The following is a 26,459-nucleotide window of genomic DNA, read 5'->3' as shown; positions in this document are numbered from 1 at the left end:
GCGGTTTCACGCGGCGTTGCGTGGGTATGGAAGGTGTTAAAGCAGGACAGTTATAGGATGACCCCGACGGGCAGGCAGCTCACGCCCACACAATCCCGAGCTGACTGCGCATCCAATGTGGGAGGGACGGTGCGACTTGCGCCCAATGGCGTTGACTCAGCCACTTAATCCAGTGACTGACGCACCGCCATCGGGAGCAAGCCCCCTCCCACATTTGAATTTCTATTGTTTGGACGATTTAGATCTGTGCCAAGGCTTGGGCTAAATCTGCGCATCGGTATCTACACGCTCGCGCCAACATAACCCAAGCCTGACGCTGAAAACCTGTGGGAGGGGGCTTGCTCCCGATGGCGGTGGCTCAGTCACCTAATCCAGTGAATGACACACTGCCATCGGGAGCAAGCCCCCTCCCACATTTGAATCTGCGCGCAGATCCTCCACCTCCTCATCCCCCCGCTACTTTCCACGCCGCTCACAAACACGGTGCGTCAGGCACCGTATTTTCGTCCTGCCGAGAAAAACAACTAATGGAGTGAATTTTTTCACGTCCGCTTGTATCTGAACTGACAGTGCGGTGCTGTCGTAACGATGGCACCTCCCCTGTTCAGTTTTAGAGTGGCCTCCATGAAAATACGTAAAAAGAGCGTCAAACCCATCGGGTTGAAAGACATCACCATCGTCGACGATACCAAGGTGCGCAAGGCGATCACCGCTGCTGCACTGGGTAACGCCATGGAGTGGTTTGACTTCGGCGTCTACGGGTTCGTCGCCTACGTACTCGGCAAAGTGTTCTTCCCCGACGCCTCCCCCAGCGTACAAATGATCGCCGCATTGGCCACCTTTTCCGTGCCCTTCCTGATTCGCCCCTTGGGTGGCCTGTTCTTCGGTGCGCTTGGCGATAAATACGGGCGACAAAAAGTACTCGCCGCCACCATCGTGATCATGTCCCTGAGCACCTTCGCCATCGGCCTGATCCCGGGCTATGACTCGATTGGCATCTGGGCGCCGATCCTGCTGTTACTGTGCAAAATGGCCCAAGGCTTCTCGGTGGGCGGCGAATACACCGGCGCCTCGATCTTCGTCGCCGAATACGCTCCGGACCGTAAACGCGGGTTCCTCGGCAGTTGGCTGGACTTCGGCTCGATTGCCGGCTTCGTGCTCGGCGCCGGCGTGGTGGTGCTGATCTCCAGCGTATTGGGCGAGGCCGACTTCGAGGCATGGGGCTGGCGCTTGCCGTTCTTCCTTGCCCTGCCCCTGGGCATCATCGGCCTGTACCTGCGCCACGCACTGGAGGAAACCCCAGCCTTCCAGCAGCACATGGACACGCTCGAACAGGGCGACCGCCAGGGCCTGACCCACGGCCCCAAAGTGTCGTTCAAGGCAGTCGCCACCCAGCACTGGCGTAGCCTGCTGACCTGCATCGGTATCGTCGCCGCCACCAACGTGACGTACTACATGCTGCTCACCTACATGCCGAGCTACCTGTCACACAACTTGCACTACAAAGAAAACAGCGGCGTGCTGATCATCATCGCGATCATGGTCGGCATGCTGTTCGTGCAGCCATTCATTGGTTTTGTCAGCGACAAGGTCGGCCGCAAGCCCTTCATCATTGCCGGTAGCGTCAGCTTGCTGTTACTGGCGATCCCGGCGTTCATGCTGATCACCAGCGGCCAGATCGGCCTGATCTTCGCAGGCTTGCTGATCCTCGCCGTCATCCTGAATTTCTTCATCGGCGTGATGGCTTCGACGCTGCCCGCCATGTTCCCCACCCACATTCGCTACAGCGCCCTGGCCAGTGCGTTCAACGTCTCGGTACTGATTGCCGGCGTTACCCCGACCGCCGTCGCCTGGCTGGTGGAAAGCACCAACGACCTGTACATGCCCGCTTATTACCTGATGGTGTTCGCGGTGGTCGGCCTGATCACCGGCCTGACCATGAAAGAAACCGCCAACAGGCCGTTGCGCGGTGCGGCACCGGCAGCGTCCGACATGGAAGAAGCCAAGGAGCTGCTGCAAGAACACCACGACAATATCGAGCAGAAGATCGAAGACATCGACGCCGAGATTGCCGCGTTGGAAGCCAAGCGCAAGAACCTGGTGCAACAGCATCCGCGCATCAACTAACACCTGACGTTGCGTGGTGGTCCGCGCCACCACGCCACTGGAGTTTCCAAGCGTCACCCCGGCACACGCGTTACTCAGCGCCGATGAGCGCGCTGCCATCGCCGAAATAGAAGCCACCACCAGCATCCTGCAGTTGGTCACCCGCCTGACCGGTATGCGCTTTGCCGGTATCGCGAAGTTCACTGACCTGGAGTGGGTCGTCTGCTCCGTGCACGACACTCTCGACATGGGCATTCATGTCGATGACGTACTCGACCTTGAAACAACCCTGTGCAGCGAGTTCTGCATCAACCCCCAGACCTTGTTCATTCCGCAAGTCAGCCAGGATGGCCGCTTTGCAGTACGCCCGGTCGTCAAGCGATACGCCATCGAACGCTATGCCGGCGCGCCGATTTTCCTGCCCGATGGTCGCCTGTTCGGCGCGCTGTGTGCGCTGGACTCCAGAGCGATGCTGTTTGATGCCCCTAACTTGGCGGAAACCCTCAGCCTGTTTGCACGGCTCATTGGGTGTATGTTCTTTGCTAATTTAACGGCGGCTGATCAGTGACAGTCGTCTTGCCTCGCAGCACCGCAACATCGCGCTTGGGTGGCACGCCAAATAATCGGCTGTACTCGCGACTGAATTGTGATGGGCTTTCATAGCCCACCTTGAATGCTGCGCTGGAAACGCCGTGCTGCTCGTTGAGCATCAAGCGGCGGGCCTCGTTCAAGCGCAGCCATTTCTGGTACTGCAACGGACTCATCGCCGTCAGCTGGCGGAAATGATGGTGAAAGGTGGCTGCGCTCATTTGCACGCGCGCGGCCAACTCCTCCACGCGCAACGGCACATCGTAGTTGAGCTTGAGCCAATCGATTGCCTTTGCAATTCGATAACCCTGCCCGTCCACGGAGCAGATTTGGCGCAATCGCCCGGATTGATCGCTCCTCAACAGGCGGTAATGAATCTCGCGTTGAATCAACGGCGCGAGTACCGCGATCGCTTCAGGCTCATCCAGTAACGCAACCAAACGCGCGAACCCGGCCAACAGGCCGTCGGTGACAGCACCAATCCCTACCCCCTTCATCACTGCCCGCGCACGCATGGGTGGCAAATCACTCTGGGCGATCAGCTCGGCCAGCATGCGTAGGTCCAGCTTGAAGGTCAGCCCCAGGCAGGGCTTCGTCGGGCTGGCGGCCAGTACTTCCGAATTGGCCGGAATATCCAGCGAGGTGACCAGAAATCGCGAGGTGTCGTACGGATAGCCTACGCCACCGACCCACAGCTGCTTCTCGCCTTGGGCCACCAGCACGATGCTCGGCTCGACCATGCACACCACGGGCGTCGCGGGTTGCTCACGCCGATAAAAGCCCAGGCCAGGGATGGGCATGGGGTAGTCACCGGGGGTCGATATCCGCGCACCAATGGACTGGACCAGCACCTCCAGGGGCGATTGTTCGATCTTCATAAGGGCCTCTGCCTCCACTTCACTGAACTTTACCGCGGACGTGCGCTGAGCGTCCCGGCAAAACGACAAGACTCAGAGGATCAGGCAAGTAACCCAGCGAAACGCACTACAGAGGTCTCCCCTCGCCGGGGAAAATGTACCCACCCACCTTTTCAAGGATTAACCCATGAAACGCCTCTTGCTCGCCCTGAGTGTGCTGGTGAGTTCTTTTTCCTCACTGGGAGCCAACATGTCCAACGGTGCCGACAACTTCTATCAAAGCAACAAAGTGAGCGTCGAAAAAGTCACCTTCAACAATCAGTACGGTATGCCGGTTACAGGCAATCTGTTTATACCCGAGGGCATTGCCCCAGGCTCAAAAAACCCGGCGATTATCGTTGGGCACCCAATGGGCGCGGTCAAAGAACAAAGCGCAAACCTCTACGCCACCAAAATGGCCGAACAGGGCTTCATCACCGTGTCTCTTGACCTGTCTTTCTGGGGGGAAAGTGCAGGTTCGCCACGCAACGCGGTGCTGCCCGAGCTTTACGTCGAGGACTTCAGCGCCGCCGTGGATTTTCTCGGCACCCACCCACTGGTTGATCGTGAACGCATCGGTGTGATCGGCATCTGCGGCAGCGGTAGCTTCGCCATTGCGGCGGCGAAGATCGACCCACGTCTCAAAGCCATTGCCACAGTCAGCATGTACGACATGGGCGCAGCCAACCGCAACGGGCTCAAGCATGGCGTGACGCTGGAGCAGCGCCAACAGCTCCTGCGTAAAGCCGCTAACCAGCGCTACGTGGAGTTCCAGGGCGGCGACACCGTCTACACCGGCGGTACGCCGCACACCCTCACCGGCGATGCGGTGGGCGATGAGTTTTACGACTTCTACCGTACCCCGCGGGGTGAATTCACCCCAGTCGGCGCCTCGCCACACACCACCACTCGGCCAACACTGACCAGCAACGTGAAATTCATGAACTTCTACCCATTCAACGACATCGAGACCCTTTCCCCTCGCCCACTGTTGTTGATTACCGGCGCCAACGCCCACTCCCGCGAGTTCAGCGAAGATGCGTACCAACGGGCTGCCGAACCCAAGCAACTGATGATCATCCCGCAGGCTGGCCATGTCGACCTGTACGACCGGGTCAACCTGATCCCCTTTGCCACGCTCACCACCTTCTTCAAAGACCACTTGAAATAATGTCCAATAACGCTAATTCACACAGTTGGGCTGCCGTGTTCGCGATGTCACTGGCGGCATTTGCCCTGGTGGCCTCGGAATTCATGCCCGTGAGCCTGCTGACGCCATTGGCGGCCGACCTGCATATTTCTGAAGGCCAGGCCGGCGAGGGCATTTCGGTGTCGGGGCTGTTCGCCTTGTTGACCAGCCTGAGCATCGCCGCCGTCGTAGCGCGAGTGGATCGTAAACGCCTGCTATTGGCGCTGACCTTGCTGATGATCCTGTCCGGCACTGTGGTAGCGCTGGCGCCGAACTACCTGGTTTTCATGCTGGGCCGCGCGCTGATCGGCGTGGCCATTGGCGGCTTCTGGTCGTTGTCGGCGGCGACCGCAATGCACTTGGTGCCCCCGGCCCAAGTGCCGCGCGCCCTGGCAATCATCAACGGCGGCAACGCGCTGGCGACGGTAATTGCGGCGCCGCTGGGCAGCTTTCTGGGGGCATTCATCGGCTGGCGCGGGGCATTTTTCTGCGTCGTACCGGTCGCCGTTGTCGCTGGCGGATGGCTGCTGCTAAGCCTGCCTTCGATCAAGACGAACAGCAACGCCAAGGCCGGCAACGTTCTGAGCTTGATGAAAAACCCCACCGTGGCGTTGGGCATGCTCGCCGTCAGTGTGTTTTTCATGGGGCAGTTCATGCTGTTTACTTACCTGCGCCCGTTCCTGGAGAGCGTTACCCGAGTCAGCGTGTCTACTTTATCGTTGATGCTGTTGGTGCTCGGCCTGGCCGGCCTGGTGGGCACGTTCCTGATAGAGCGCTTTCTGAAAAAAAGCCTTTACCCGGTATTGATCGCCATTCCACTGGTGATGGCGGTAATCGCCCTGGCACTGGTTGCCTGGGGCAGCTCGCCGTTCCTCACGACAGTCTTACTGGGCGCCTGGGGCCTGGTGGCTACTGCTGCACCGGTCGGCTGGTGGACCTGGCTTTCGAGGGTGCTGCCGGAAGATGCCGAGGCCGGTGGTGGCTTGATGGTCGCGATCATCCAGTTGGCGATCACTGCGGGAGCCACGGTCGGCGGCGTGGCATTTGACCACAGCGGTTACCAGGCGACCTTTGAACTGAGCGCGACGTCGCTGGGTATTGCTGGAGTGCTGGCCTATCTGGGCGCGCGGCGCTCATCGCCGATGCCCGTGCTCAACCGAACTACCTGAAGAACTGACTCGGCGTCTTGCCAAACTGTTTCTTGAACATGCTGGTAAAGGCGCTCGGGCTTTCATAGCCCAGCTCAAACGCCACATCGATAATCTTCTCGCCCACCGCAATGCGCTCCAGCGCCAGCAGCAACCGTGCCTGCTGGCGCCATTGGCCGAAGGTCATGCCGGTTTCCTTGCGGAACAGACGCTGGATGGTTTTTTGATCCAGGTTCAGGCGCTCACTCCAATCGGCGACGGTGGAGGCATCGCCCGCGTCGTCCTGCAACGCCTGGCAAATCAGGTTCACGCGCGGGTCGGTGGGCTGCGGAAGCGACAACGGCAGCGCCGGCAGGATGGCCAGTTCGTCCAGGATCAGGTGCATGATCCTCGCATCGCGCGACTCCTCGGCATAGGGCGGCTTGAGGTTGATCGACGCCTTGATCAGTTCCCTCAACAACGGCGAAATACTCACCGTCTTGGGTTCGGTCGGCAGGTCCGGGAAGCGGTCCGGGCACACAAATACACTGCGCATCTTCAGCGTGCCCACGCAGCGTAGCGAATGAACTTGCCCGCTGGGCATCCAGAAGCCGCGATTGGGCGGCACCGTCCATTGGTTCAGCGCCGAATACACCACCATCACGCCGCCGATGGCGTAGAGCAGCTGATGCTTGTTATGACTGTGTTCGGGGATCACCCAGTTTTCGGGATAATCGGTGGCCGAACTGATGACGGCCCAGTCGCCCTCATCGATCTCTCGGAGAAATTTATCGAGTGATTTAATGATTTAGTCCTTTTTGCGATGGTTTGGGCCCGAATTTCGCGAGACAGGCATTTTTACCAAATCTAGCATAAGCGCCGAAACGATTTGAAACGGGCAGCGGGCTTAAGTACTCGCTGCCCCTGTTCGCTGCCTTGTATGGAATGCCTGCATGACGACCCTGACTGCGTCACCCGCCGCTGCAACCACTGCGCCCCAAATAAGCCCCTTGGTCATGCGCGTTCTCGGCGCCTGCGCCCTGGCGCATATGATCAATGACCTGATCCAGGCCGTGCTGCCGTCGGTCTACCCGATGCTCAAGGCCAATTACGGGCTCAGCTTCACCCAGGTCGGGTTGATCACGCTGACCTTCCAGTTGACGGCGTCCTTGCTGCAACCCTGGATCGGCTACCACACCGACCGCCACCCTAAACCCTGGCTGCTGCCGGCGGGCATGGTGTGCACCTTGATCGGCATCCTCATGCTGGCGTTTGTCGGCACCTTCCCGGCGATTTTGCTCGCAGCGGGACTGGTCGGTGTCGGTTCCTCGACCTTCCACCCGGAAACCTCGCGTGTGGCACGCCTGGCCTCCGGCGGCCGCTACGGCCTGGCACAATCGACGTTCCAAGTGGGCGGCAACGCCGGCAGTGCGCTGGGCCCGTTGCTGGCAGCGGCGATCATCATTCCCTATGGCCAAACCCACATCGCCTGGTTCGGCCTGTTCGCGGTGTTCGCCATCCTGGTGCTGTACGGCTTGAGCCGCTGGTACCGCCACCACCTCAACCTGTTCAAGCTCAAGCAAGGCGGCAAGGCCACCCATGGCTTGTCCAAAGGCCGGGTGACCTTTGCCCTGGTGGTATTGGCACTGCTGGTGTTCTCCAAGTATTGGTACATGACCAGCCTGACCAGCTATTTCACGTTCTACCTGATTGAAAAGTTCCAGCTGTCGGTTGCCAGTTCCCAGATGTACCTGTTCCTCTTCCTCGGCGCGGTGGCCGTCGGCACCTTCGCCGGCGGGCCGATCGGCGACAAGATCGGCCGCAAGAAAGTCATCTGGTTCTCCATCCTCGGGGCCGCGCCGTTCACCCTCGCCCTGCCCTACGTCGACCTGTTCTGGACCGCCGTACTCAGCGTGGTCATCGGCTTTATCATCGCCTCGGCGTTCTCAGCCATCGTGGTGTTTGCCCAGGAACTGGTGCCGGGCAATGTGGGCATGATCGCCGGGATATTCTTCGGCCTGATGTTCGGCTTCAGCGGGATCGGTGCCGCACTGCTGGGCTTGTTGGCCGACAGCCACGGCATCGAGTATGTCTACAAGATCTGCTCGTTCCTGCCACTGGCGGGCATCCTCACGATCTTGCTGCCGTCGACCAAAGGGGTGTGATCGACTGTGGCGAGGGCGCCCGCGCCCTCGCCACACACGCCGTTCGGTGGCCGACGCAAGACCCCATTGACGACGATATAGAGCAATGGCCCCACCGACACAAAAACGGCCGTCAGCAAAAAGTACGGCAGCACCGAGACCAGCGATCGCCCTCGCCCACGCGCATCCCGGTACATCCACACACACGCCAGCACCGCCATCAAATACAGATCAATCACCACCTGCGCCGTATCGGGCTTCGACATCAGCTCGCGTCCAAACGCCAGCAGCGATTGCTCAGCCGTGAGCATCGTCACCAGGGTGTACAGCGAAAATCCCAGTAACCCGGCCAGGGCGATATAAGGTCGTTGCATAGTCTCTTCCTTGAAATGCGCCATTGATCATCGGGGCCACCTTAGCGATAACGGTCTCTCGCTGGCAACTTCGCCTGGCAGCGCACACGGATTATCCGGCACTGGTTTTGTGAAATATCTGTACGTAGACTGCCGCCATACCCCCACTTGAAGGCGGCGAAAAAAACGTGATGCAAGTTACCGAAGTCTCCATTGCCCAATTGCGCGCGGCGCTTGAATCCGGCCAGACCACGGCCGTCGAACTGGTCCAGGCGTACCTGGCACGGATCGATGCCTATGATGGCCCGCAGACCGCCACCGCGTTGAACGCCGTGGTGGTGCGCAATCCCGAGGCCCTGAAAGAAGCCGAGGCTGCCGATGCGCGCCGGGCGAAGGGCGAAACCTTGGGGCCATTGGACGGCATCCCCTACACCGCTAAAGACAGCTACCTGGTCAAGGGCCTGACGGCGGCGTCCGGCAGCCCGGCCTTTGCCAAGCTGGTCGCACAGCGCGACGCCTTCACCATCGAGCGCCTGCGTGCCGGCGGTGCCATCTGCCTGGGCAAGACCAATATGCCGCCGATGGCCAACGGCGGCATGCAGCGTGGCGTGTATGGCCGCGCAGAAAGCCCGTACAACGCCGACTACCTCACCGCACCCTTTGCCTCCGGTTCATCCAACGGAGCCGGCACCGCCACGGCGGCAAGCTTCTGCGCATTCGGCCTGGCCGAAGAAACCTGGTCGAGCGGACGCGGCCCAGCCTCCAACAATGGCTTGTGCGCCTACACGCCATCGCGCGGGGTGATTTCGGTGCGTGGTAACTGGCCGCTGACCCCGACCATGGACGTGGTGGTCCCGTACGCGCGCACCATGGCCGACCTGTTGGAAGTGCTCGATGTCGTCGTCGCCGAAGACCCCAACCCTCGCGGTGATCTATGGCGCCTGCAACCCTGGGTGCCCATCCCGAGCGTGACCTCGGTGCGCCCGGCGTCCTACGCTGAGTTGGCGGTCAAGCCAGAAACCCTCGCTGGTAAACGGTTCGGCGTACCCCGCATGTATATCAATGCCGACCCCGACGCCGGCACCTGCGAAAAACCCGGGATCGGCGGGCCGACCGGGCAAAAGATCCACACCCGCGCCAGCGTGATCGACCTGTGGCAAGCCGCACGCCAGGCACTGGAAGCGGCTGGTGCCGAAGTGATTGAAGTGGATTTCCCGCTGGTGTCCAACTGCGAAGGCGACCGCCCCGGAGCGCCGACGGTGTTTACCCGTGGCCTGGTGTCCAAGGACTTCCTGCACGACGAATTGTGGGAACTGTCGGCCTGGGCGTTCGATGACTTCCTGCGCGCCAACAACGACCCGAACCTGAACCGCCTGGCGGATGTCGATGGGCCGAAGATCTTCCCTCACGACCCAGGCACCCTGCCCAACCGTGAAGACGACTTGGCCGCCGGCATGGACGAATACGTGCGCATGGCCGAGCGCGGCATCACACCGTGGGATCAGATCAGCACCGTGCCCGACGGCCTGCGTGGTCTTGAGCAAACCCGGCGCCTGGACCTGGAAGACTGGATGGACACGCTGGGGCTCGACGCCGTGCTGTTCCCCACCGTGGCCGATGTGGGCCCGGCGGATGCCGATGTGAACGAAGCGTCTGCCGATATCGCCTGGAGCAACGGCGTTTGGGTGGCCAACGGCAACCTTGCCATACGCCACCTCGGCGTGCCGACGGTCACGGTGCCGATGGGCATCATGGCGGATATCGGCATGCCCGTGGGGCTGACGTTTGCCGGGCGCGCCTACGACGACTCGGCGCTGCTGCGCTTTGCCTCGGCGTTTGAAGCCACCGGCAGCAAACGTCTGGTTCCGCCGCGTACGCCAGCGCTGTAAATCAAGCCATGGGCACGGCGATCAGCAGGATCGCCGTGCCATGGCTCAGCGTCGCCGGCAGCACGCCGTAACGCATGCGCACGAACGCACAGGCCAAACCTTCCACCAGGGTAAACAACAGCACCGGCCAGCCCAGTTGGGTGACGCTCAAGGCCAGGAATGTGTGGCACGCCGCAAATGCCACGCCGCTGATCAACGCCGCCCGCAAAGGCGTCACCTGTTGTTCCAGATAGCCCTGCAGGCACCCGCGAAACAACACTTCTTCCAGCGCATTAGCGCCATACGCCAGCACCACCATGCCCGGCAGCCACACCCAGTAGCCGTGAATCGCTTGCGCCTCGATCCCCTGCAAGAGCCGCAGCGGCAGGCCGATCGCACACCCCACAGCAAGGCCGATCCCCAGGCCATAGGCCCAATTGCCCTTGGACCACACCACCCACCGCCATAACTCAGGTGCCGCTCGCGCCAGCAGCATCATCAGCAGCAACGACAGGCCGCCGAGCGCCGACAACACAAAGGCGTTGGCCGAGAAAGCAATCTGCATATCGCGACTGGGCGCCCACAGGTGCAACGGCGTCAGTGCATCGCGCATCAGCACAAACGCGGCCAGCAGGATCAGAATGCGCATCGCCGGCTGTGACTTGGGCGTCAGTGCGAACCACAGGCCGAACAGCCCCGCTCCCGGTGCCACGTAGAGCACGTAGTCGGTCAATACCACCATGCCTTGGACGATCATGCGCCATTCAGCCAGAGGTGGCGGCGGCCCTGCCGACCTCGACCGCAACCGTATGTAGCGCAAGTAACGGCTTCGCTGTACCTGTCAAAATCCATGGTGTCCCTCCAGCCGTTTATTGTTGTGGCACTAGCATAGCGGCGTGCTACTTGGGCAGGAAGCGACACGTCAGAGGCCCATGACTTATTTTGAGTGTTGGGACGTCGTATAAGAAAATTTAACCATGGGAACGAGTCATTACCCGCTTTATTCGGCACCTGTAAAAATTTAACTTTCCTTCCTACGCAAAATTATTGCATGGTTGTACGACAACTACAGTGTCATGCCCGCCCCCCTACAACAATAAGGAAACGCCCATGCAAAACATCAAAGCGCTGATCGGTTTTCTGTGCCTGTTCAGCGGTTACGTCGCCGCTGCGCCGGCCACCGCCGAGAAAGAGGTGGCCCAAGCGGTCGACCAACTGACCCAAGCCATGTTGCACCTGGACCTCAAGCAGCTTCACGCGCTGACCGCCGATAAGCTCACCTATGGCCATTCCAGCGGCAAGGTGCAGAACAAGGCGCAATTTATCGCCGACCTGGAAACCCACACCAGCGCGTTCAAAACCCTGGAAATGCAGAACCAGAGCATCACCCTCAACGGCGATACCGCGCTGGTGCGCAACCACTTTCACGCCCTGGCGGTGAACAGCGGCGTTGAAGTACCGACCGATATCGACAACTTCCAGGTCTGGCAGAAGCAAAACGGACACTGGCTGCTAATCGGTCGCCAGGCGTACAAATACTGACAGTGGCGGGTGAGCCGTTTACCCCCGGCTCACCACTCCACCACTTTGCGCACCGTCGCCAAAGCCTCGCGTAGCACCGGCATGGGTACCGAGCCCAACGCCAGGCGCAGCGCATGCGGCACGTGCGCCGAGACGGCAAACGGCTCGGCAGTGGACACCGCGATACCGTCGCGCTGCAAAGTCATGGCGACCTGATCGGCACGGGCCTCTTCCGCCAGCGGCAACCATAAAAAATACGATGAGGGATGGCTGATAAAGGTCAGCCCCGCCAGCGCCTGCGCCGCGATAGCCTGTCGCGCCTGGGCGTCCTGGCGTTTTTGGGCTTCCAGCAACGCCACCGTGCCATCTTCGACCCAGGCCACGGCAATCGCGCTCATCACCCCCGGTACGTTCCAGGTGGTGGCCATGACCGTGCGCTCCAACACGTTCATCCAAATCAATGGCGCGGCGATAAAGCCCACGCGCAAGCCGGTGGCGACGCTCTTGGAAAACCCGCCGACATACACGGTGCGCTCAGGCGCCAGCGTCGCCAAGGGCGGTGGCGCTCCTTCGGCCAGAAATGCGTAGGCTGCGTCTTCGATGATCATCAGGTGGTGCTGACGCGCAATGGCAACCAAGCGCTCGCGCTGCTCCAGGCCCATCACCCAACCCAGCGGGTTATGCAGGGTCGGCATGCTGTACACGGCACGCACCGGGCGCTTTCGACACAGGCTTTGCAGGTGATCCAGGTCCGGGCCTTCAGGGGTGACGGGAATCGCGACGATTTCCAGGTGCAGGGTCTCGGCCAGCACCTTGAAACCCGAATAGGTCAGCGCATCCACCGCGATCACATCCCCAGGCTTGAGCAACGCCATCATGCTCACCGCCAACCCATGCTGGGCCCCGCTGACCACCAGGACCTGCTCGGCCTCCACGCTCAGCCCCCGGCTGACCAAGTGCCGCGCCACCGCCGCGCGTTCATGCAAACGCCCGGCATGGGGCTGATAACGCAGCAGTGCCTCCAAGTCGCCGGACAACGCCAACTGGCGCAATGCGCTGCGCAATAGGTCGGCCTGGCCCGGCAAGGACGGGTAGTTGAAATTCAGATCCAGCAGGCCCGGCGCGACCATCATTTGCCCACTGCCCTGCCCCGGCGGTAATGAAATTTCGCGCACAAAGGTGCCACGCCCGGTTTCACCGCTGACCAGGCCCATGGCTTCCAACTCGGTGTATACCCGGCTCGCGGTGACGAGGGCCAAGCCATGGTCGGCGGCCAGTTGCCGGTGGGTGGGCAGGCGCGTGCCAGGCGGCATTGTGCCGCTGCGGATGGCCTCGGCAAAGGTATCGACCAGCGACTTGTAGCGGGCGCGGGGCATAGACGATGTATCCATGACAATTTTTTGATTGTCTTAATCTTCAGTCCTAGGATGCTCATCACGCAACTTCTTCTTTTTCGGACACGCCCTCATGGAACGTACTTCTCCCCTCGGCACCCTGGACAGCAGCCCCCAGGGCTGGATCAACGGTTTTATCGGCGTGGTGATTTTCAGCGGTTCGCTGCCGGCCACACGCCTGGCGGTGATGGAGTTCGACCCGGTGTTCCTGACCATGATCCGTGCCACCCTCGCCGCCGTGTTGGGGTTGTGCCTGTTGCGGCTGTTCAAGGCAAAACGCCCCGCGCGCCAGCAATGGGCACCGCTGGCAGTGGTCGCGCTTGGCGTGGTGATTGGTTTTCCGTTGCTCACCGCCTTGGCCCTGCAATACGTGACCTCGGCCCATTCCATCGTGTTTATCGGCCTGCTACCGCTGGCCACGGCGGTGTTTGGCGTACTGCGTGGCGGTGAGCGGCCCAGGCCGGTGTTCTGGCTGTTTTCGATCCTGGGCAGCCTGCTGGTGATGGGCTATGCCGTCGCCCAAGGGTTGAGCGCCGCTCCCGTCGGCGACGTGCTGATGCTGTTGGCGGTGCTGGTGTGCGGCCTGGGCTATGCCGAAGGCGCCCAGCTGTCGCGCAGCCTGGGCGGCTGGCAGGTGATCTGCTGGGCCTTGGTGGTGTCGCTGCCGGTGGTGGTGCCGTTGAGCCTGGTGCTCGCCCCGTCGACCGTCAGTGGCATCAGCCTGCCGGCGTGGCTGAGCCTGGGCTACGTGTCGCTGTTCAGCATGCTGATCGGCTTTGTGTTCTGGTATCGCGGGTTGGCCCAGGGCGGGATTGCTGCCGTAGGCCAGTTGCAGTTGCTGCAACCGTTCTTCGGCCTGGCGCTGGCGGCAAGCCTGCTGCATGAGCCGGTCAGCCTGGGCATGGTGCTGGTGACGGTTGCGGTGATCGGCTGCGTGGCCGGGGCAAAGCGGTTCGCCCGTTAGCGTTGCGGCGCGACCATCTTGAATTTGATGTCGATACCGTCGGACACCACGCTGTTACCCGCCCACTCGCCATCACCAATCTTGAAGTCGCCGCGCTTGAGGAGGAACTCACCGTCGAACACGCCGATCCCGCTTTGCTCCTTGAGCACAACCTCAATGTCCACCGGCCGCGTGATGCCCTTGATCGTCAGGTGGCCGCTGATTCGGTAGCGGTTGCCGCCCAGCGCGGTCGCACCGCTGGATTCATACACCCCCACCGGGTAGGTCGCGGTATCGAACCAGGCGGGCTGTTGCAACTGGGTATTGGCGTCCTGGCTGCCGGCGTCGATGCTGGCGAGCCGGATCTTGAGCAACGCATGCGCCGCCTCGGGCTTTTGCGTATCGAAGGTCAGGGTGCCGTCAAAGTCGCTGAACGTGCCGTACACCCGCTGCCCGAACTGCTGGAAGATAAAGCTGATCTGGCTGGCCGCGCGGTTGACATCCTTGTATTCCACGGCCTGGGCATTTGAGAAGAAACCGAGGAGGACCGCCAGGTAGATTCGAGACTTCATACAACGCTCCAGGGAGGACAGCCGACACGTATCCGACGGAGTGATTCCCATCCGGCGCATGCTCTGCTAAATAGCGTAGTCGGCCCCCCGGAACAATAAGGATTTTGCATGCTCACTCCGTCTTTGCAAGACACCACCGCGCCGGAAGGCATTTGCTACGGTTGCGGCAGCAGCAACCCCCATGGCCTGCACATCAAGAGCCGCTGGGATGCCGACGGCGTGCACGTGATCGCCGAGCATCTACCTGACGCCCAATACAGCGGCTGGCCGGATTTGGTCTACGGCGGCCTGATCGCCATGCTGGTGGACTGCCACTCGAACTGGACCGCCATGGCCTACCACTACCGGGCCGAGCAACGAGCGCCCGGCAGCCTGCCGCGCATCGACTGCGTCACCGGCAACCTGGGAATCAAATTCATCAAGCCCACGCCCATGGGCGTAAAACTGACGCTGCGCGCGCACGTCGAGGGTGAGGTGGGGCGCAAAAGCCGTGTGGTCTGCGAGGTGTACGCAGGTGACGTACTCACCGCCATCGGCGACTCGGTGTTCGTGCGCGTCGACACCGGACAACTGGCCGCCAACGCCCATGGCCGCGAGGCTTGATCCTGGTCTACATTGACTGCAACCGCTAATCGAGGACTGCATCGATGACTCGTCTCACCGCGAAAGACTTTGCCCCCGAGTTGCTGGAACTCTATGACGGCTACGCCCATGGCAAGATCAACCGCCGCGAATTTCTCGACCGTGCCGCGTTGTTCACCTTGGGTGGCCTCACGGCCTCGGCGTTGCTGGCGGCGCTGAGCCCCAACTACGCCCTGGCCGAACAGGTCAAGTTCACCGACCCGGACATCGTCGCCGACTACGTCACCTACCCCTCGCCCAAGGGCAACGGTACGGTGCGCGGTTACCTGGTACGCCCCGCCAAGGTCGCAGGCAAGTTGCCCGCCGTGGTGGTGGTGCATGAGAACCGTGGCCTCAACCCGTATATCGAAGACGTCGCGCGACGCCTGGCCAAGGCCGGTTTCATCGCCCTGGCGCCAGACGGCCTGACCTCGGTGGGCGGCTACCCCGGCAACGATGAAAAAGGCGTGGAGCTGCAACAGAAAGTCGACCCCGAAAAGCTCATGAATGACTTTTTTGCCGCCATCGAATGGCTGATGCACCACGACACCAGCACCGGCAAGGTCGGTATCACCGGCTTCTGTTATGGCGGCGGCGTGGCCAACGCGGCGGCGGTGGCCTATCCGGAACTGGGCGCGGCGGTGTCGTTCTATGGGCGCCAGCCCGACGCCAAGGACGTGCCACGCATCAAGGCGCCGATCATGTTGCATTACGGCGAGCTGGATACGCGCATCAATGAAGGCTGGCCAGCGTACGAAAAGGCGTTGAAGGCCGCCGGGACGACCTATGAAGCGTTCATCTACAAGGGCGCCAACCACGGCTTTCATAATGACTCGACGCCACGCTATGACGAGGCGGCGGCGAACCTGGCGTGGGAAAGGACACTCGGCTGGTTCCGCAAATACCTGGCCTGACGGCAGGCTAAATGTGGGAGGGAGCTTGTTCCCGATGAGCATCGGTATCGACTCAATTACCGTCGAACGCAAATCTGTGACAAATCGGCTGCCGTGGCGAGCGGGCTTGTCCCCTCCCGCCAAATTCCCGATCAGTGTTCCAACGCATACTTGCGGCAGTGGTTGAGATAGCCCTGCTCATGGCTACCCACCAGTTGCACCACACTGGTCCATAACCACGAGGGCGCATCCAGCTGCCGGGAACGGTTTTCCTGTAACACCGCCATCCAATCTTTACGGGTCTGCCGGTCCATCTGGCGGGCATGGGCGATGCCGACCACGCGGGCCAGGTAGCCGGCGGCGTGCATGGCATCAGTCTCGCTCAATTCATCCAGTTCCAGCTTCATGTCCTGGGGCAACAGCTCACGGATGAAGAAACCATGGTCCAGAAAACGCGTCGCGAGCATGCGCTCACCCAGGCCCGGTGACAGCTGGCGAGCGCCTTCCACCACGCGTCGACCGTTGTCCCTGGGCATCTTCGCGCGTGCCGCACGGGGTGCAGCGGCACCCACGGCTTCCTTGATATCGATCAGGCAATATTCCTGGTCATCCTGGTCGCCAACGCCCAGCAGCACCGCATAGCGCAACAAGCCGAGGGAGCTGCAACCCTTGACCCAATAGGCCGAGTCCAGCAGTTCGACCTTGGCGTCTTTGGGGCGGCCTTTGAGCGACGTGACCAACGGGTGGAGGTCTTCGGAGGCGCAGAGCGTTGTCAGGGCGCTCTTTTCTGCCCGTGACAAGGGCCAGAAATGCTTGCCCAATGGAATGGTCGGCCGCGCGTTTTCAATACGTTCACGCGCCAGGTTTTTCCAGGTGCGCTCCACGGCACTGCGCATCCCGGCCTTGACTTGGGACGGGCGTGGCGGCGCTTCGTCGGGTTTGTCCTTGAAGGCTTGCGCGTAGCCCACCATCATTTCTTCGAGCATGCGGGCGGTGGTCACCCCAGGTAAATCCGAGCCTCGCGCAGCCGTGGCCAACGACAGGGCCAGGCGCACCAGGTCATGGGCCGGGTTGCCGATCACGGTTTGGTCAAGGTCGCGGATATGCATATCGATGCGGCCCTTGTTATCACCGGTCGGCCCCAGGTTGCCGGCATGGCAGTCGCCACAGATCCAGATCGCCGGCCCATGGGGCAAGCGTCGGCCAGGCAGACTGTGCAGCCACTCATAAAATTGCACCGTACTGCCGCGCACGTAGGCGTGGGCCGAACGGGCCATCTTCAGGTTGCGCAGTTGGGTGAGGTGGGGCATGCGGTCGGAGGGGCGCGGTAGTTTCATGAATGAACTCGATACGGGGTACGGTAGAGGTTAGCCCGTCGCGAACGTTTCATTTTGTTTCACGAATAAGCCTTTCATCCCTCCCTCGCCACCGCTTGCAACCACCCTTTGAAGGCCAGCATCGCCGACGTCTCGGCACGCGACTGCAAGCGTGTCAGCCAGTAACTGCCGGTAGAAATCCCCACACCGAACGGCTGGCGAATCGCATCACTTTCCAATTGGCGTGAAAACATCAGCGCCGGTGCCAACGCCACGCCAGTGCCTTGCAAGGCGGCCTCCATCATCGCCAGCGACGAGTCGAACACAATGCTGCGCGGCACCAGGGTGTCAGCGGGCAGCCCGGCCGCCTGGAACCACAGGTTCCACTCATCCGCGCGGTAGGAGCGCAGCAACGTATGCTTCAACAGATCGGCCGGGCTGTGCAGCTGCTCGGCGATGGAGGGCACACACAGCACGCTGAGCGGTGCATCCAGCAGTTGGCAGGCGTCGGTGCCGTGCCAGGCACCGGCACCAAAGCGGATGGCGTAGTCCAAGCCTTCGGCGGCGACATCGACACGGTTGTTGTGGGTGGACAGGCGCAGGTCGATAAACGGGTAACGGCTGTGGAAGTCCGGCAAGCGTGGCAACAACCAGCCCACCGCAAACGTGCCGACTGCCCCCACCGTGAGCACCTCACGGTAATGCCCACCCTCAAACTGGCCTAAGGTATTGGCAATGCGGTCGAAGGACTCACGCACCACCGGCAGCAGGGTTTCGCCTTCGCGGGTCAGCATCAGGCCCCGTGGCAGGCGCTTGAACAACGTGACGTTGAGTTGGGCCTCGAGGCTTTTGACCTGATGACTGACCGCCGCTTGGGTCACGCATAACTCAATGGCCGCACGAGTAAAGCTCAAATGGCGCGCCGACGCTTCGAAGGCGCGCAGGGCATTGAGTGGCAGGTGGGAACGCAGCAAGGCTTACCCCAAATTTTTCTAATGGCTAGTGCGAGATATCATCGTTTGCCCGCCGCATAAAATCCACCTAGATTTGCCACGCCTGCGCAGGCTCCGCTCGTCAGTGCCTCATTTACATGGAAGCGAATCACCATGAAACACCACCTGCAAAAACTCTTGATTTCAGCTTTAGTGCTCGGCTCCGGCAGCTGCATGGCCGCCGCCGATATGCGCAAGGTCGTGGACAGCAGCGTTGAACCGTTGATGCAGCAGCAAGCCATTCCCGGCTTGTCGGTCGCTGTCATCAACAAAGGCCAGGTGCAATACTTTAATTACGGCGTAGCCGCCAAAGACACCCAAGCCCCGGTCACCGAAGACACCCTGTTTGAAATCGGCTCGGTGAGTAAAACCTTCACGGCCACCCTCGGCGGTTATGCCCAGGCCACCGGCAAGCTCAAGCTCTCGGACATGGCCAGCCATTACCTGCCCGCCCTCGCCGGCAGTGCGCTTGACCACATCAGCCTGCTGCAACTGGCGACCTACACAGCCGGCGGCCTGCCGCTGCAGTTTCCGGACGCCGCCGACAATGCCGACGCCATGCTCGGCTACTACCAGCACTGGAAACCGACATTCGCGCCAGGCGAACAACGCCTGTATTCCAACCCCAGCATCGGCTTGTTCGGCTACCTGGCGGCGCAAAGCCTGGGCCAGCCGTTCGACGTTGCCATTGAGAAAACCCTGCTGCCCAAGCTCGGCTTGCACAACACCCACGTCAACGTGCCCGCCGATAAGTCAGGCCAATATGCCCAAGGCTACGACAGCCACCAGAAGCCCGTACGCGTCAGCCCCGGTGCATTGGACAGCGAAGCCTACGGTATCAAGACCAGCGCCCAGGACTTGGCCCTCTATGTGCTCGCTAACATGCACCCGCAAACCCTGGAAAAACCGCTGCAACAAGCCATCGCCGCCACCCACGCCGGCTACTACACAGTCAATGGCATGACCCAGGGCCTGGGCTGGGAACGCTACCCCTACCCCATCGCGCTGCCAGCCTTGCTGGAGGGCAACTCCACCCCCATGGCGATGGAGCCGCACCAGGTCAACTGGCTGAAACCGGCGCAGGCACAACCGGCCGATGTGCTCTACAACAAAACCGGCTCGACCGGCGGCTTTGGTGCCTACGTGGCCTATGTGCCGAGCCGGGACATGGGTGTGGTGATTCTGGCGAACAAGAACTACCCGAACGCCGAACGGGTGAAAGTGGCCCACGCAATCTTGAGTGCGATGGATCAGTAACGCCGAACACAAAACTGTGGGAGGGGGCTTGCGCCCTCCCACCGCTTTTACTGCGTTACATGCCAAGCCAGTGCGGCAACGCCAGCGAGATAAACGGCAAGTAAGTGACCATGATCAGGAACACCAGCAGGATCATCAACCACGGCAACGCCGCACGGATGGTCTGCCCCAGGGTCAAGCCGGTCACCGCCGAGGTCACGAACAGGTTCAAGCCTACCGGTGGATGCACCAGGCCGATTTCCATGTTCACCACCATCACGATCCCCAGGTGAATCGGGTCGATACCCAGCTTCATGGCAATCGGGAAGAAGATCGGCGCCAGGATCAACACAATGGCCGAAGGCTCCATGAAGCTGCCGGCCACCAGCAGCACCACGTTGACCATGATCAGGAAGCCGATAGGCGTCAGCCCTTCAGAAATCACCCAGGCCGTGATTTCCTGCGGGATCTGCTCAGTGGTCAGCACGTGGGCAAACAGCATGGCGTTGGCGATGATAAACATCAGCATGATCGCCAGGCGCCCCGATTCCAGCAGCACCTTGGGGCAGTCACGCAGCTTCATGTCCTTGTAGATGAACAGCGCGACAAACGCCGAATACACCGCCGCCACCGCTGCCGCTTCGGTTGGGGTGAACATGCCGCTGTAGATGCCGCCGAGGATGATCACCAGCAACAGCAAGCCCCAAAATGCCCGGCGTGCACAGGCCAGCCATTCGCGAAAGGTCGCCCGTGGTTGCGCCGGCAGTTTCTTGATGCGCGCGACGATGTAGATCGCGACCATCAGCATCAGGCCCAACAGCAAGCCCGGGATCACCCCGGCCATGAACAGCTTGCCCACCGACGTTTCGGTCGCGGCCGAATACACCACCATCACAATCGACGGCGGAATCAGGATGCCCAGGGTACCGGCGTTGCAGATGATCCCGGCGCCGAACTCCTTCGGGTAGCCGGAACGCACCATGCCCGCGACCGCAATCGAGCCGACCGCTGCCACGGTGGCCGGTGATGAACCCGACAGCGCCGCAAACAGCATGCACGCCAACACCGCCGCGATCGCCAGGCCGCCACGGATATGGCCGACACAGGCATTGGCGAAGTCGATCAACCGCTGGGCTACGCCCCCGGTGGTCATGAATGCACCGGAGAGCAGGAAGAACGGAATCGCCAGGAAGGTGTAGGCGTCGGAGGTTTCAAACAGCTTGATCGCCAGGGAGCTCACCGAGTCCTGGCTGAACATCAGGATCGACACCGCACCGGACAACCCCAGGGAAATCGCGATCGGCACACCGAGGAACATGAACACGAACAACAGCAAAAACAGACAGAGCACGGCCATCAGTGACGCTCCTCATGGCTGCCGGCCAACTTGCTGGCCTCCCCGGCCTCGTCGGCCAGCCCCAACCCGACCTGACGGTGGGTAAAGATGCGGTAGAAAATTTCCAGGTAGCGGATAAACACCAAGGCAAAACCCACGGGCACGATCAGCACGATGTCACCGACCTCGACGCCGTACTGGTCGAGGTCTTCAGCGCCGATATGCGCCGTCATCACCGCACTCACCCACTTGTAGCTGGCGACCATGAACAGCCCGGCGTACGCCAGGCAGCACAGGCAGGCGAGCATGCCGAGCAGGCGTTGCACCGGGCGCCTGGTCAGCTTGACCAGCGCGTCCACACCCAGGTGGCCGGCGGTGCGTACACCGTAGGAAATACCGAAGAAAATCAGCCAGCCGAACATGGCCTTGGTCAGCGCCACGCTCCAGGTCATGTCCTGGGCCCAGGTCATGGTGTGGTCGCCCAGGGCGCCGAAGAAACCGCTGCTCCACGCCCACTTATCAGACAAGGCAAAGAACAGCGTGTAGATGTTGTTGAGCATGACGTAGACGAATGTCACCAGGGTCATGGCGGCCAGCAGGACGGCAATAAAGCCTTCCTCCAGGTGCTCCCAGGCGCGCCTTAGCGTTTGCATGGCAAAACCTCGCGAGGCAGAGATAGGTGTCAGGGTGCAAACCGGATCAAATTGTGGGAGGGGCGGTGCGACGACTCGACGTGCCCCCTCCCACATTTGGACCTCAGTACACCCTGGGATTACTGGTTGGAAGCGTCCGCCGCCTTGATCAGGTCGGCGCCGATCTCACCCTCGAACTTCTGCCATACCGGGCGCATGGCTTCGCGCCAGAGCGTACGTTGCTCGGGGGTCAGTTCGATGATTTCGCTGGTCTTGGCGTCGACGATCTTCTGCTTGGCCGACTGGTTCAGCGCTTCGGCCTGCTTGTTCACCTCGACGGTGACCTCGACCATGATCTGTTCCAGGGTGCTGCGGATGTCGGGCGGCAGGCCGTTCCAGAATTTGGCGTTGGTGATCACCATGTAGTCGATCAGGCCGTGGTTGGACTCGGTGAAGTACTTCTGCACCTCGTTGACCTTCTGGCTTTCATAATTCGACCAGGTGTTCTCGGTGCCGTTGACCGTACCGGTCTGCAAGCCCTGGTAGACCTCGGCAAAGCTCATCTTGCGCGGGTTGGCGCGGATCGCCTTGAACTGTTCTTCGAGCACGCTGGAGGCTTGTACACGGAACTTCAGGCCACGGGCGTCCTTGGGTTCGCGCAGGGCCTTGTTGGCCGAGAGTTGCTTGAGGCCGTTGTGCCAATAGGCCAGGCCGAGAATGTTCTTGTCCTGCATCGAGGTCAGCAGCGCTTTGCCCTGGGCCGCCTGGAACCGGTCTACGGCAGCCAGGTCGTTGAACAGGAACGGCAGGTCATAAATTTGTACTTGCTTGGTGTATTGCTCGAACTTGGCCAGGGACGGTGCCAGCATCTGCACATCGCCCAGCAGCAACGCTTCCATTTCCTTGCCATCGCCAAACAATGACGAGTTCGGGTACACCTCGACCTTGACCCGGCCCGGCAGGCGCTCCTCGGCGAGTTTCTTGAACAGCAGTGCGCCCTGGCCTTTTGGGGTGTTTTCGGCGACCACGTGGGCAAACTTGATGACAATCGGGTCCGCCGCCTGGGCCAGCCCCGCGGCAAATAAAGTGGCGGCGCACAGCAGCGCCCGAGAAAGCTTGAGCATGGAAAATCACCTTCTTATTGTTGTGTTATGGGGCAAGGTGCCTGATGTGGCGTGTGTAGTGAATTTCGAATTCTAGATACCTGCGTTCGGCAGAGACGAACACCATCCTGAAGAACAATGGAGATCCCCTGTGGGAGGGGGCTTGCTCCCGATAGCGGTGAAGCAGGCGAAACATCTGGTGACTGTCACACCTCATCGGGAGCAAGCACCCTCCCCCATTAGCGTTGGGCCGCCAGCAGCCGTTGCGCACGCAACAACACGGGCGCATCCACCATCTGCCCATCCATCTGGTAAGCCCCCGCCCCATGCGCCCCGGCCTCCACCACCCGCTGTGCCCAGGCCAGGTCTGCAGCGCTCGGCGCCAGTGCTTCGTGAATCACCGCGACCTGCCTGGGATGAATGCACAGGGCACCGGCAAAGCCCATTTCATAGGCATGCCGGATTGCGCGGCGCAGCCCCTTGGGGTCGTCGATGGCCGGGTGCACGCCATCCAGCGGCGCGACCAAGCCTGCGGCGCGGGAATGCACGATCAGCGCCAGCCGCGCCTGGTCGAGGGCAAAGTCAGCGGCGCGGGTCTGGCTGCTCAAGTTCAGGTCCAGTGCCAAGTCCAGGCCACCGAACGACAGGCGCTCCACCTGCGGCGCATGGGCAATTTCGGCCACCGCCAGCAACCCGCGAGCACTTTCGATAATCGGCCAGATACGTTTGCCGGTGGCGGCCACCACGGCCACCTGTGCTGCGCTTTCAACCTTGGGCAGCAACACACCCGCCACGTTCGCATGCGCCTTGCAGAACGCCACGTCTTCAAAATGCTCGGCATGTTCCAGTGCGTTGATGCGCACCCACACCTGGGCTTGGGGATGGCGACGTAAAAACGCCCCGAGGTTGTCCCGGGCTTGGCGTTTGAGGGGCTCTTCCACCGCGTCTTCAAAATCCACGATCACCGCATCGGCACCACTGGCCAGCGCCTTGGAAAAACGCTCCGGCCGGCTACCGGGAACAAACAGTGCAGAACGCACAACAGGGTTTGGCATGACTGGATTTCCTGATTAGATAACGCCGCGCGCGCGCAGGCTGTCGATGGCATCGCCGGTGTATCCGAGCTGTTCAAGAATGCTCTGGCTGTGCTGCCCCAGCGCGGGTACGCCATCCATGCGCGGGGTGAACGCGGCATTACGGGCCGGCGGCAGCAGCGAGGGCAACGGACCGGCCGGGCTATCGACTTCGCACCAACTGTCACGCGCCTTGAGTTGTGGGTGGTCCCACACGCCTTGCATGTCATTGACCCGCGCGTTGGCGATCTGTGCGTCTTCCAGGCGCTGGATCAGCGCCTCGGCATCCAAGCGCGCAAAGCTGTCGACGATGATCTGGCGCAGCACGTCGCGGTTGGCCGAGCGCTTGAAGTTGGCGCTGAAACGTTCATCCGTCGCCAGCGTCGGCGTGAGCAGCACCTTGTCGCAGAACGCGGCCCACTCGCGCTCATTCTGCAAGCCGAGCATTACCGTGGCACCGTCACCGGTAGGAAACGGCCCGTACGGGTAAATGGTCGAGTGCGCGGCACCCGCACGCGGTGGCGGTGGTGCGCCGTCGAACGCGTAGTACATGGGGTAGCCCATCCACTCCACCAGGCTTTCGAGCATGCTCACGTCGATGCGGCTGCCCTTGCCCGTCCTGCCGCGTAGCAGCAACGCCGAAAGGATGCCGCTGTAGGCGTACATGCCGGCAGAGATGTCGGCGATGGAGCAACCGGCCTTGGCCATCTGCTCTTCACCGGGCCCACCGGTCACTGAAAGAAAGCCGCCCTCACTCTGGATCAGCAAGTCATACGCTTTCTTTTTCTCGTAAGGCCCACCTTCGCCATAGCCGGAAATATCGCAGACGATCAGCCGTGGAAACCGCGCCTGCAGCGCCTCGAACGACAAGCCCATGCGCGCCGCCGCGCCGGGGGCGAGGTTCTGCACCAGCACATCGGCATCGGCCAGCAGGGTGTCGAGGATAGCGCCCGCCTCGTCCTGCTTGAGGTCCAGGGTCAGGCTTTCCTTGGAACGGTTGGTCCATACAAAGTGCGAGGCCAGGCCGCGCACACGCTCGTCATAGCCCCGGGCAAAGTCGCCGCTGCCAGGGCGTTCTATCTTGATCACACGGGCGCCGAGATCCGCCAATTGCCGGGTGCAGAAGGGAGCGGCAATCGCATGTTCCAGGCTGACAACCGTGATGCCGTCCAGCGGTCGTTGATTAGCAGTCATGACGATTCCTCAAAGCCAGTGGGCCATGGACGCTGCACTGCGCAGGTTCCAGACCTTCTCGATCAGTGCATCAGCCTCAGCCGGGGTGCGGGCGCCGCTGAACTGGGTAAGACGCTGGAATTTATCCGCCAACTCCACACGGCTCAGGGTGTTGCCCGGGTCGCCTTTGGGCTCATCAAGGGCGCCGTGCAGCGTGCGGCCATCGACCGTGGTGACGATGACGCGGCCCAGCCAGCGTTGCGGGTAGGCGCCGTCGACTTCGGCGTCGAGGGTCATGCTGACCTTGTCGCGAAAGGTTGAGACGGCGGGATCGGTCAACGCCCGGTCATGAAACTCGGTCAGCCCAGCCTTGCCATGCACGGCGATCAGGCCGAGCACGGTGCCCATGGAGAATTTGGCCTGGTGCACGCTGACGGGGACCTTCACACGCCCCAACACGTCAATCGCGCCTTGATGGACACGGGTCTCGACACCGGCAATCTGTTCTGCGCTCAGCCCTTCACGCTGCATCAGATCCAACAGCGCATCGGCGGCCGGATGGGTATGGCGACACGAGGCGTGGAATTTGAACGAGGTCTCCAGCAGCGCCCAACGACTGCCGAGACCGGCGGATAATTTGCTCGGCTCGGCATCGCTGGACATGCCGGCGGCCATGCCCTGGTCGCCTTCAAGAATATTGCGCGCGCCGGTCAGCCCGTCTGCGGTCAGGTAGGCCGAGAGCAAGCCATCGGCCGCTGCCTTGGCCGTGTGCAGTTGCTTGGAATCGGCGGCATCGCGCAGGAACTCCCAAAGCCCGGCGGCCTGGGTGCCGGCGCTGCCGAGCAGGTTGATAAATTGCTCTTGATTGAACCCCAGCAACTTGCCGACCGCCACGGCCGCCGCCAACGTGCCGACGGTGGCCGTGGTGTGGAAGATACGGTAGTGGGAACGGCCCATGAACTCGCCGATGCGAATCCCGGCTTCGTAGCCGGCCACCGAGGCCAGCAACAGCTCACGGCCGGACTTGCCCAAGTCTTGCGCGGCGGCCAACGCGGCGGGAAATACCACCGTGGCCGGGTGCAGCACCGAGCTGTTGTGCAGGTCATCCTGCTCCACCAGGTGCGACGACGCCGCGTTCACCAACGCGGCAAAATACGCGCTGCTGCTGCCGCCGTTGACGATCAGTTGGGCCGGGCCGCTGCTCGGGCCCATCTTGTGGGCGTAACGTTCGAACAATGGAATCGGATGCGCGCCCTGGCTCGCCAGCGCCGAGGCCAGCCAGTCCAGGTAAAGGTCTTCGGTACGCGCCAGCACGCTTTCGGGCAATTGTTCGTAGCTCAAGTCGGCCAGGAACCGACACAGGGCTTGGGTATGGCTCATGCT

Annotated in this window: 24 protein-coding genes and 1 pseudogene; 11 read left to right on the top strand and 14 right to left on the bottom strand. The window is 61.6% G+C overall.

Annotated features, from left to right (window positions below; translation table 11 throughout):
• Positions 1-624: 624 nt before the first annotated feature.
• Both proP and M5B43_RS10765 read left to right on the top strand, forming a co-directional pair.
• On the top strand, positions 625-2,127 hold the full coding sequence (gene proP, locus M5B43_RS10770) for a glycine betaine/L-proline transporter ProP (RefSeq protein ID WP_248750084.1): 1,503 nt from the start codon (positions 625-627) through the stop codon (positions 2,125-2,127).
• A 13-nt stretch (positions 2,128-2,140) separates the two neighbouring features.
• The gene (locus M5B43_RS10765) at positions 2,141-2,674 is read left to right on the top strand and encodes a GAF domain-containing protein (RefSeq protein ID WP_248750083.1); all 534 of its coding nucleotides are present in this window, start codon (positions 2,141-2,143) and stop codon (positions 2,672-2,674) included.
• Here the strand turns inward: M5B43_RS10765 and M5B43_RS10760 are convergent.
• On the bottom strand, positions 2,649-3,572 hold the full coding sequence (locus M5B43_RS10760; RefSeq protein ID WP_248750082.1) for an AraC family transcriptional regulator: 924 nt from the start codon (positions 3,570-3,572) through the stop codon (positions 2,649-2,651). The two genes, M5B43_RS10765 and M5B43_RS10760, sit on opposite strands and share 26 nt — an antisense overlap.
• A gap of 166 nt (positions 3,573-3,738) precedes the next feature.
• Between M5B43_RS10760 and M5B43_RS10755 the strand changes: the two genes are divergently transcribed.
• Complete coding sequence (locus M5B43_RS10755) at positions 3,739-4,761, top strand: alpha/beta hydrolase (protein ID WP_248750081.1); 1,023 nt, start codon at positions 3,739-3,741, stop codon at positions 4,759-4,761.
• Positions 4,761-5,948, top strand: coding sequence for an MFS transporter (locus M5B43_RS10750; RefSeq protein WP_248750080.1), 1,188 nt, complete (start codon positions 4,761-4,763; stop codon positions 5,946-5,948). Before M5B43_RS10755 ends, M5B43_RS10750 begins: the two co-directional genes overlap by 1 nt.
• On the opposite strand, the gene M5B43_RS10745 is transcribed toward M5B43_RS10750, so the two are convergent.
• Complete coding sequence (locus M5B43_RS10745; RefSeq protein ID WP_248750094.1) at positions 5,941-6,714, bottom strand: helix-turn-helix transcriptional regulator; 774 nt, start codon at positions 6,712-6,714, stop codon at positions 5,941-5,943. The two genes, M5B43_RS10750 and M5B43_RS10745, sit on opposite strands and share 8 nt — an antisense overlap.
• 145 nt (positions 6,715-6,859) lie before the next feature.
• Here M5B43_RS10745 and M5B43_RS10740 point away from each other — a divergent pair, with 145 nt between their 5' ends.
• A complete protein-coding gene (locus tag M5B43_RS10740) occupies positions 6,860-8,071 on the top strand; it encodes an MFS transporter (RefSeq protein WP_248750079.1) in 1,212 nt (403 codons plus the stop codon).
• Positions 8,072-8,133: 62 nt separating this feature from the next.
• On the opposite strand, the pseudogene M5B43_RS10735 reads toward M5B43_RS10740, so the two are convergent.
• A pseudogene (locus M5B43_RS10735) lies at positions 8,134-8,424 on the bottom strand (DUF2834 domain-containing protein); the annotation flags it as partial.
• A gap of 167 nt (positions 8,425-8,591) precedes the next feature.
• Between M5B43_RS10735 and M5B43_RS10730 the strand changes: the two are divergent.
• Positions 8,592-10,292: an amidase gene (locus tag M5B43_RS10730; protein WP_248750078.1), complete on the top strand. Its 1,701-nt coding sequence runs from the start codon at positions 8,592-8,594 to the stop codon at positions 10,290-10,292.
• 1 nt (position 10,293) lies between these two features.
• Here the strand turns inward: M5B43_RS10730 and M5B43_RS10725 are convergent, their stop codons facing one another.
• Entirely contained in the window at positions 10,294-11,028 is a 735-nt protein-coding gene (locus tag M5B43_RS10725) for a CPBP family intramembrane glutamic endopeptidase (RefSeq protein WP_248750077.1), read from the bottom strand.
• Positions 11,029-11,381: 353 nt separating this feature from the next.
• Between M5B43_RS10725 and M5B43_RS10720 the strand changes: the two genes are divergently transcribed.
• Positions 11,382-11,813, top strand: coding sequence for a nuclear transport factor 2 family protein (locus M5B43_RS10720; protein ID WP_248750076.1), 432 nt, complete (start codon positions 11,382-11,384; stop codon positions 11,811-11,813).
• A 29-nt stretch (positions 11,814-11,842) separates the two neighbouring features.
• Here M5B43_RS10720 and M5B43_RS10715 read toward each other — a convergent pair whose 3' ends face one another.
• Positions 11,843-13,168: a PLP-dependent aminotransferase family protein gene (locus tag M5B43_RS10715; RefSeq protein WP_248750093.1), complete on the bottom strand. Its 1,326-nt coding sequence runs from the start codon at positions 13,166-13,168 to the stop codon at positions 11,843-11,845.
• 91 nt (positions 13,169-13,259) lie between these two features.
• Here M5B43_RS10715 and M5B43_RS10710 point away from each other — a divergent pair, with 91 nt between their 5' ends.
• Positions 13,260-14,150, top strand: a complete 891-nt coding sequence (locus M5B43_RS10710; protein WP_248750075.1) for a DMT family transporter — start codon at positions 13,260-13,262, stop codon at positions 14,148-14,150.
• Here M5B43_RS10710 and M5B43_RS10705 read toward each other — a convergent pair.
• Positions 14,147-14,701 carry a YceI family protein gene (locus M5B43_RS10705; protein ID WP_248750074.1) on the bottom strand — a complete coding sequence of 185 codons (555 nt, stop codon included), beginning with the start codon at positions 14,699-14,701 and terminating at the stop codon, positions 14,147-14,149. The genes M5B43_RS10710 and M5B43_RS10705 overlap by 4 nt on opposite strands.
• Positions 14,702-14,809: 108 nt before the next feature.
• On the opposite strand from M5B43_RS10705, the gene M5B43_RS10700 reads away from it, so the two are divergent.
• Positions 14,810-15,304 (top strand): PaaI family thioesterase, encoded by a 495-nt coding sequence (locus tag M5B43_RS10700; protein ID WP_248750073.1) that lies wholly within the window; start codon positions 14,810-14,812, stop codon positions 15,302-15,304.
• A gap of 44 nt (positions 15,305-15,348) precedes the next feature.
• A complete protein-coding gene (gene yghX, locus M5B43_RS10695) occupies positions 15,349-16,236 on the top strand; it encodes a YghX family hydrolase (RefSeq protein WP_248750072.1) in 888 nt (295 codons plus the stop codon).
• Between the two features lie 131 nt (positions 16,237-16,367).
• On the opposite strand, the gene M5B43_RS10690 is transcribed toward yghX, so the two are convergent.
• Both M5B43_RS10690 and M5B43_RS10685 read right to left on the bottom strand, forming a co-directional pair.
• Entirely contained in the window at positions 16,368-17,552 is a 1,185-nt protein-coding gene (locus tag M5B43_RS10690; protein WP_248750071.1) for a DUF2252 family protein, read from the bottom strand.
• A 74-nt stretch (positions 17,553-17,626) separates the two neighbouring features.
• Positions 17,627-18,505, bottom strand: coding sequence for a LysR family transcriptional regulator (locus M5B43_RS10685; protein ID WP_248750070.1), 879 nt, complete (start codon positions 18,503-18,505; stop codon positions 17,627-17,629).
• A 132-nt stretch (positions 18,506-18,637) separates the two neighbouring features.
• On the opposite strand from M5B43_RS10685, the gene ampC reads away from it, so the two are divergent.
• On the top strand, positions 18,638-19,780 hold the full coding sequence (gene ampC, locus M5B43_RS10680) for a class C beta-lactamase (protein WP_248750069.1): 1,143 nt from the start codon (positions 18,638-18,640) through the stop codon (positions 19,778-19,780).
• 55 nt (positions 19,781-19,835) lie between these two features.
• On the opposite strand, the gene dctM is transcribed toward ampC, so the two are convergent.
• The 6 genes from dctM to M5B43_RS10650 all read right to left on the bottom strand — a co-directional run bounded on the left by dctM (position 19,836) and on the right by M5B43_RS10650 (position 26,456).
• Positions 19,836-21,116 carry a C4-dicarboxylate TRAP transporter large permease protein DctM gene (gene dctM / locus M5B43_RS10675; protein ID WP_248750068.1) on the bottom strand — a complete coding sequence of 427 codons (1,281 nt, stop codon included), beginning with the start codon at positions 21,114-21,116 and terminating at the stop codon, positions 19,836-19,838.
• Entirely contained in the window at positions 21,116-21,748 is a 633-nt protein-coding gene (locus tag M5B43_RS10670; RefSeq protein WP_248750067.1) for a TRAP transporter small permease, read from the bottom strand. The genes dctM and M5B43_RS10670 overlap by 1 nt, the downstream gene beginning before the upstream one ends.
• Before the next feature lie 119 nt (positions 21,749-21,867).
• A complete protein-coding gene (gene dctP, locus M5B43_RS10665; protein ID WP_248750066.1) occupies positions 21,868-22,851 on the bottom strand; it encodes a C4-dicarboxylate TRAP substrate-binding protein DctP in 984 nt (327 codons plus the stop codon).
• A 218-nt stretch (positions 22,852-23,069) separates the two neighbouring features.
• Entirely contained in the window at positions 23,070-23,885 is an 816-nt protein-coding gene (locus tag M5B43_RS10660) for a CoA ester lyase (RefSeq protein WP_248750065.1), read from the bottom strand.
• Positions 23,886-23,900: 15 nt separating this feature from the next.
• On the bottom strand, positions 23,901-25,097 hold the full coding sequence (locus M5B43_RS10655; protein WP_248750064.1) for a CaiB/BaiF CoA-transferase family protein: 1,197 nt from the start codon (positions 25,095-25,097) through the stop codon (positions 23,901-23,903).
• Positions 25,098-25,106: 9 nt separating this feature from the next.
• Positions 25,107-26,456: an MmgE/PrpD family protein gene (locus M5B43_RS10650; RefSeq protein WP_248750063.1), complete on the bottom strand. Its 1,350-nt coding sequence runs from the start codon at positions 26,454-26,456 to the stop codon at positions 25,107-25,109.
• Positions 26,457-26,459: the final 3 nt, after the last annotated feature.

It is taken from the genome of Pseudomonas sp. MWU15-20650 (assembly GCF_023242475.1).
Lineage (GTDB): Bacteria > Pseudomonadota > Gammaproteobacteria > Pseudomonadales > Pseudomonadaceae > Aquipseudomonas.
Note: the sequence above shows the minus strand (reverse complement) of the source record. Positions and strands in the feature narration are given on the sequence as shown.

Bases quoted from the DNA above. Each gene is read 5' to 3' on its own strand.
- dctM (WP_248750068.1), bottom strand. From the start codon at position 21,116: ATGGCCGTGCTCTGTCTGTTTTTGCTGTTGTTCGTGTTCATGTTCCTC.
- M5B43_RS10650 (WP_248750063.1), bottom strand. From the start codon at position 26,456: ATGAGCCATACCCAAGCCCTGTGTCGGTTCCTGGCCGACTTGAGCTAC.
- M5B43_RS10715 (WP_248750093.1), bottom strand. From the start codon at position 13,168: ATGCCCCGCGCCCGCTACAAGTCGCTGGTCGATACCTTTGCCGAGGCC.
- M5B43_RS10750 (WP_248750080.1), top strand. From the start codon at position 4,761: ATGTCCAATAACGCTAATTCACACAGTTGGGCTGCCGTGTTCGCGATG.
- M5B43_RS10700 (WP_248750073.1), top strand. From the start codon at position 14,810: ATGCTCACTCCGTCTTTGCAAGACACCACCGCGCCGGAAGGCATTTGC.
- ampC (WP_248750069.1), top strand. From the start codon at position 18,638: ATGAAACACCACCTGCAAAAACTCTTGATTTCAGCTTTAGTGCTCGGC.
- M5B43_RS10670 (WP_248750067.1), bottom strand. From the start codon at position 21,748: ATGCAAACGCTAAGGCGCGCCTGGGAGCACCTGGAGGAAGGCTTTATT.
- M5B43_RS10705 (WP_248750074.1), bottom strand. From the start codon at position 14,701: ATGAAGTCTCGAATCTACCTGGCGGTCCTCCTCGGTTTCTTCTCAAAT.
- M5B43_RS10720 (WP_248750076.1), top strand. From the start codon at position 11,382: ATGCAAAACATCAAAGCGCTGATCGGTTTTCTGTGCCTGTTCAGCGGT.
- M5B43_RS10755 (WP_248750081.1), top strand. From the start codon at position 3,739: ATGAAACGCCTCTTGCTCGCCCTGAGTGTGCTGGTGAGTTCTTTTTCC.
- M5B43_RS10660 (WP_248750065.1), bottom strand. From the start codon at position 23,885: ATGCCAAACCCTGTTGTGCGTTCTGCACTGTTTGTTCCCGGTAGCCGG.
- proP (WP_248750084.1), top strand. From the start codon at position 625: ATGAAAATACGTAAAAAGAGCGTCAAACCCATCGGGTTGAAAGACATC.
- M5B43_RS10725 (WP_248750077.1), bottom strand. From the start codon at position 11,028: ATGATCGTCCAAGGCATGGTGGTATTGACCGACTACGTGCTCTACGTG.
- yghX (WP_248750072.1), top strand. From the start codon at position 15,349: ATGACTCGTCTCACCGCGAAAGACTTTGCCCCCGAGTTGCTGGAACTC.
- M5B43_RS10740 (WP_248750079.1), top strand. From the start codon at position 6,860: ATGACGACCCTGACTGCGTCACCCGCCGCTGCAACCACTGCGCCCCAA.
- M5B43_RS10690 (WP_248750071.1), bottom strand. From the start codon at position 17,552: ATGAAACTACCGCGCCCCTCCGACCGCATGCCCCACCTCACCCAACTG.
- M5B43_RS10760 (WP_248750082.1), bottom strand. From the start codon at position 3,572: ATGAAGATCGAACAATCGCCCCTGGAGGTGCTGGTCCAGTCCATTGGT.
- M5B43_RS10710 (WP_248750075.1), top strand. From the start codon at position 13,260: ATGGAACGTACTTCTCCCCTCGGCACCCTGGACAGCAGCCCCCAGGGC.
- M5B43_RS10655 (WP_248750064.1), bottom strand. From the start codon at position 25,097: ATGACTGCTAATCAACGACCGCTGGACGGCATCACGGTTGTCAGCCTG.
- dctP (WP_248750066.1), bottom strand. From the start codon at position 22,851: ATGCTCAAGCTTTCTCGGGCGCTGCTGTGCGCCGCCACTTTATTTGCC.